Consider the following 4,928-nt stretch of genomic DNA (forward strand, 5'->3'; position numbering starts at 1 on the left):
AATATATTTCTAAATTTCAATAATTTTGATTTACATTCTATCAATGAGTATTTATAACACCTTTAAATCAAGATTTTAAAACTCAACTTCAGAAAATATAAAGAAGAAAAAAGATTTTCTTAAGCAGGCTATTTTACAGATGAAATCTGTTTTCAAGCTCCGTTTTTTTATTTTTACAGGTATGGATCAGGATTTTTTCTGTCTTTTTGCCGGAATGATTTTACTTTCATCCTCTGTTGAGAACCCTCTGTAACAATTTCTAAAAAACCATCAACTAATACCATATATAAGGCATACACCAACAAAATATAAATATCAAATACCATCACAATGAAAAAAATACTTTTCGCAGCTGCATTAGCTTTATCTTTACTTTCCTGTAGAGAAAACAAACCGATTATAGAAAATGCTGTAGATAATACAGACTCCAAAATTTCATCATCAAGATATATTAAAGGACAAAATATGCTTGATGCAATTTATTATGAACAAATTAAAAATGATGAAAGTTTAAAAAAATTAGATGAAAAAATTGTCATATTACAGGAAGATAGCCGAAAAGTAAAAAATCTGTACCAAGATATACTTCGGAAAAATGATGAGTATTACTCAGATGCCGAATATGCAGCCAATAGCATTAATGATTCTGCTCTAAAAAAGAATATCAGTAATCTGGTAAAAGAAAGTTCAGATCAATACAATGTAAACACACAAAAGCTAAAAGAACTATCTTTAAAAATAACTAAAAATAGCCAAAATATTTATGGTTACTATATGGCTTTTAAAATCAGAAAAACACTGCCTGAAATTGAAAAGTACCAGAAGGCTCATCCTTTAAAAACAGATAGTTTGGAACAGTTTATCAATAAACAGAATCAATTACTGGAAGAATTAAAGAAATTAAAATAACGTCACCTCATGAATTATACTACACATTGGCTTAAAGATAAATCGCGTGTTAAAGAACTGGTAGATTTTTTTATCACTCATAAAACAGATTCTTACATTTCCCACGGCGAAATGATGTCTGGTAGAGCTATAGATACCCATCACTGGAATCCGGACCTTGATGTTATTCTAACGGAACAACTCCTTACAGATTTTAATTCAGACGGAAGTTCTAAATTAAATATTCTTATCGCGGAAAATGAGAGTTCAGAAATCGTAGGTATGTTAGTTTTCAATATTATTAACAGTCCTTTTAAAAAGTATGCGATACTGGAGGATATGCTTCTGGATCAGTCTGTAAGAGGACAATCTCTGGGAAGTAAACTGCTAGAAAAAGCCATCGAGGAATCTAAAAACTGGAATATCAGTTTTATTTTGCTGGAAAGCGGCGTGAATAATCACGGAGCGCATCAGTTTTTCAACAGATATGGTTTCAAAAAGGTATCGGAAAGCTATATTTTGGCATTATAATCTTTTTGTTTCACTTTACAGAAATATATTACGGAATTTTATGATAGGATTAATTCCTGAAAACATTAATCAAAAAATAGCCGGAACTAATTTCCGGCTATAACAGGTTTCATTATAAAAAATGGCTCGTCTGTCTACAAAACCTTTTTTACAGATCCGCAGTTAAGCATTTTTGTTCCTTCATAAGGGTTGACAATTTCTTTTGTCTCACTAATCCAGGTTCCTCCTCTCCCATTATTATACATAGGGCAAAAATCCTGATATAATTTTAAACCGCCGGTTCCTACTTCTTCAATCAGATCTGTAATATCATTGCTCAAAGAAAGTAAATATTCTCTCTGTTGTCCTATATCACCAGAATTTTCACCAATATGCTCTGCGTTTTCTGAAGCGCTTTCCAAAATATCCCGTAATTCAGAATTGTCTTTTGCATTGGTCTTTACAATATCTATCTTCTTTAATATAGAAAGCAAGCTTTTAGCAGCATCGGAAGCTTTTTGAGCATCATCCTGAGCCAAAGCATTTTTTAAAGGAAGATATCCTTTGATTACTTGCTGTATTGGAAAAGCTGCAAGCTCAACAGTTTCTTTTTTGTTTTCTTCCGAACTTTCCTTTACTTCTGGACTTTGATTTGAAGCAACAACAGAGTCGGTTTTCTCTATGGTTGTAACTTCCGGTTCTGCTGCTTTATTTTCAAATGCTTTATTTTCAGGTTTAGTACATGAATATAATGTAGCTCCCATTAACAATACGGTTATTATATTTTTCATTGTTTCTTTAATAAATAGGGTTAAAAAAATTAATAGGTTAAGGTAACACCTGCTCCCCAGCCCATTTCATTATCATAATTTCCGGAAAGAGATAACCATTTCTGAACGATATATCTGATTCCTGTTGAAAATTCGCCATCGGAATTGACGCTGAAATTTCCTCTCAGCCTTCTGGAAAGTGGGATATCTTCTCTGCTCAGCTCCAATAATACTTTCCCGTTCTGGTCTACGCTGGCATCAGCTGTAATCAACATGGGTAGTACATATTGCATCCCGACAATGAAAGAATATCTGCTTTTTGAAGCTTTCTGCTGTCCAAACCAGGTTTTCTTGCCATGGAAATCCATTCCCATGTCTTCTGCCATTTCTCTTTCCATGATCTCATGGTTTTTCTGAACTCTGAATCCCGCATACGGTAATGCCCACTGGAATTTCCCTAAGAATCTTCCCACTTTTGCACTTCCTTCAAAATGATCGAAGTTCCAGTTGGTGTGAAATTCATTAAGATTCGCCCATCTCGGACCAAACATCGTCATGGTTTCTGCGTGGATTTTATTGCTTGCTACGTCCAGCATAGCCATAGAACTTACCATTTTATTGTCTTTCAGAAAGTTTTTCCATGCTAATTTTCTGTTTGGAAGCTGTGGATTGGGTTTTGAATTTTCATAACTGAAGATTCTGCCCATCCCGGCCATCATGTGATACAGGATGTGACAGTGGAAAAACCAGTCTCCATCCTGATTGGCTGCAAATTCAATCGTAACGGTTTCCATCGGCATGATATCTACCACGTTTTTCAAGGGTGAATATTCTCCTTTTGAATTAATCAGTCTGAAATCATGTCCGTGAAGGTGCATCGGGTGGCGCATCATGGAGTTATTATACAGTTTGATTCTTAAAATCTCTCCTTTTTTAATCAGAATTTTATCTGTTTCTGTCACCGTTTTGTTGTCTAATGTCCACAGATAATGGTTCATATTTCCTTCCAGCGTAAATTTCATGTTACGAACACTGTCTGTTGGAAGTATTGTTTTTTCGGGAGACTTTAAAATATTATAAGACAATCTCTTAATTGTTTTTTCTTCCTTCATATCCATTCCATCATGTTGAGAATGGTCATCGCTCTTTTTATCCTCTTTCGTCTTTACGCCCATCATTTCGTTGATGTGTTTTGCCGTCATTTTTCTTTGACTTTCTGGAATTTCAGGGTACATTACTTCATTCATATCCATCATCTGATTTCCCATCGTCATGGTCATTGGCTTCATATTTCCGCTCATTTCCATCATTCCGTTCATCATTTTCATTCCTTCAAAAAGCATCAGTCTTGGTAAATTAGGAGCTTCAACTTTATCACCGGAACCCAGCCAAAGGGAAGCATGTCCTATCCTGTCTTCTGAAGTGGCACGGAATTCAAAGCTTTTATTCTCTGGAATGGTGACTTCAATATCATAGGTTTCCGAAACTCCGACAATCAACCGGTCTACTTCTACAGGGACTACATCATTTCCGTCATTTCCTACTACTTTTATCTTTCCGCCGCCATAATTCAGCCAGAAATAAGTGGATGAACCGCCGTTAGCAACTCTTAATCTCACTTTATCTCCTGCTTTCAGGTTAGCATAATCAGAACTTGGCACTCCATTAATTAAAAATTTATCGTAATACACATCACTCACGTCCATAGCTTCCATTCTTTTCCATTCGTTCAGGGCCTTTGTCCCTAAATTTCCTGATTTGATCGCCTCCCAGTAACTCTGAACTGCATTTTTTTTCACAGCATACCAGTCTGTATTGGCCATGTGCAATCTTCGGGCAATCTGCATAGGATCATCATCACTCCAATCCCCCAATAATACAGGAATTTCAGCATTATATTCAGTTTTAGGCTCTCCTTCTCTCTTTTTAAAGACTAAAATCCCGTTCATTCCTATCTGTTCCTGTAATGCTTCGTGAGAATGATACCAATAAGTTCCGTTTTGAGAGATTTTAAACTTATACAAATGAGTTTCCCCTGGTTTTACAGGTTTTGTTGTAAGATAGGGAACTCCATCATGTTCATTGGGAAGAATTACTCCATGCCAGTGAAGTCCTGTATTCTCTTTCAGCATATTGTGCAGATAAATTTCAGCAGTATCTCCTTCTGTAAAATACAGCGTTGGGGCCTGAAGTTTACCGTTGATTGCAATTGCTCTTCTGTTTTTTCCTGTAAAATTGACAATAGTATCTTTTACATACAGGTCATAACGAACTGTTTTTCCTCCGAAAGTAAGTTTTCCGTTTTCAGAATTTCTTTTTAATACAGATTTCTCTCCTTTTGGACTTTCAACAGCGGTATGTTTGTGATCCTCTTTTTCTACCAGTTCCATTCCACATTTAGGACACTTTCCCGGCTTATCTGAAATTACTTCAGGATGCATAGGACAAGTATAAGTGATTTGAGCTTCAGATATGGGTTTTGATGGAGATGAAATTGAAGGTTGAGCCGGCTCTGCTTTCCTTACCGGATTTGTTTTTTTAGGTACTTCAACCTTGGTTTTATTTACTTTTGTTTCTACAGGTTTTGTTTTTGTTTCTACTTTCGGTACAGGCTTTAGTGCTGGCTTTGCCATAACCTTAGGTTGTACAGCAACCGTTTTCTTTACCAATGTCATGTTACACTTAGGGCAGTCTCCAGGTTTTGAAGAAACTACTTCAGGGTGCATAGGACAGGTATAATAGGTTTTCGTGGTTTGTGCG

Annotated in this window: 4 protein-coding genes; 2 read left to right on the plus strand and 2 right to left on the minus strand. The window is 35.8% G+C overall.

Translation table 11 applies throughout. From position 1 onward, the window contains the following. Positions 1-330: 330 nt before the first annotated feature. Together BBH99_RS09675 and BBH99_RS09680 are read left to right on the plus strand one after the other, a co-directional pair. Positions 331-909, plus strand: coding sequence for a hypothetical protein (locus BBH99_RS09675; RefSeq protein WP_066695027.1), 579 nt, complete (start codon positions 331-333; stop codon positions 907-909). A gap of 9 nt (positions 910-918) precedes the next feature. Further along, entirely contained in the window at positions 919-1,419 is a 501-nt protein-coding gene (locus BBH99_RS09680) for a GNAT family N-acetyltransferase (protein ID WP_066695028.1), read from the plus strand. Between the two features lie 134 nt (positions 1,420-1,553). Here BBH99_RS09680 and BBH99_RS09685 read toward each other — a convergent pair whose 3' ends face one another. Together BBH99_RS09685 and BBH99_RS09690 are read right to left on the minus strand one after the other, a co-directional pair. Further along, a complete protein-coding gene (locus tag BBH99_RS09685) occupies positions 1,554-2,189 on the minus strand; it encodes a DUF3347 domain-containing protein (RefSeq protein WP_066695029.1) in 636 nt (211 codons plus the stop codon). A gap of 29 nt (positions 2,190-2,218) precedes the next feature. Then, positions 2,219-4,928 (minus strand): multicopper oxidase domain-containing protein (locus BBH99_RS09690; RefSeq protein WP_228390777.1); only part of this gene is annotated, 2,710 nt, incomplete at its 5' end.

The sequence above is a fragment of the Chryseobacterium contaminans genome (genome assembly GCF_001684955.1).
Classification (GTDB): Bacteria; Bacteroidota; Bacteroidia; order Flavobacteriales; family Weeksellaceae; genus Chryseobacterium; species Chryseobacterium contaminans.